Consider the following 903-nt stretch of genomic DNA (forward strand, 5'->3'; position numbering starts at 1 on the left):
ATTGCGCTGGTGTTGCTGGTGGCCGCCGGCCTCGTCGCCGTCGCCGTCGGGCTGATGACGCTCGGGCGCGCGCAGGCGCAGCCCTATATTCTCGGCATCCTTGCCGTGCTGGCGATGGTCGGCCTCTTCAACCTGTTCGCCTTCGCCGCCGGTATTATCCGCTTCGCCGACCGCAGTCTCGATGATCCGGTCGTGGGGCGGATCGCCGATCATGGATTCGACGGGCTGGCGGTCACCGATGCCCGCGGCCACGTAGTCTATTCCAATGCCGCCTATCTGACCCTGACCGGGGCCGCCGGCCCGCAGGACGTGCGCCCGGTGGAACGCGTCTTCATCGGCAACCCCGATGTCTCCGAAGCCGTGTTCCGGTTGCTGAAGGCCGCGCGCGAGGGCAAGCGTCAGCAGGAAGAGGTGCGCATCTCCGGCCAGGACGGCAGCCAGGGCCGCTGGCTGCGCATGCGGGTGCGTCCGCTCGGGACCGGCAAGCGCGAGTCGAAATACGCGGTGTGGTCGATTGCCGACATCACCCGCGACCGCGAGCGCCAGGAGGACGTGTTCCAGGAGCTCCAGCACGCGATCGAATATCTCGATCACGCGCCGTGTGGCTTCTTCTCGGTCAATCCGGCCGGCGAGCTCGCTTATGTCAACGCGACGCTGGCGAACTGGCTCGACTACGACCTCGCCGAGATCGGCTCGGGCGGCCTGAAGCTGACCGACATCGTCTCCGGCGACGGCGCATCGCTGCTGACCTCGATCGTGGCGGTGCCGGGCGAGGTGAAGACCGAGGTCTTCGACATCGATCTGCGCATGCGCACCGGCAAGACCATGCCGGTGCGGCTCTATCACAAGCTCGCCTTCGGCGCCGACGGCGCGCCGGGACCCTCGCGGACGCTGGTGATCAGC

1 protein-coding gene is annotated in these 903 nt (G+C 67.8%); it reads left to right on the forward strand.

The genetic code is table 11. From position 1 onward, the window contains the following. Nucleotides 1-903 (forward strand): PAS domain-containing protein (locus MOV75_RS39890; RefSeq protein ID WP_247008339.1); only part of this gene is annotated, 903 nt, incomplete at both ends.

The sequence above is a fragment of the Bradyrhizobium sp. PRIMUS42 genome, assembly GCF_023006515.1.
GTDB lineage: Bacteria > Pseudomonadota > Alphaproteobacteria > Rhizobiales > Xanthobacteraceae > Bradyrhizobium.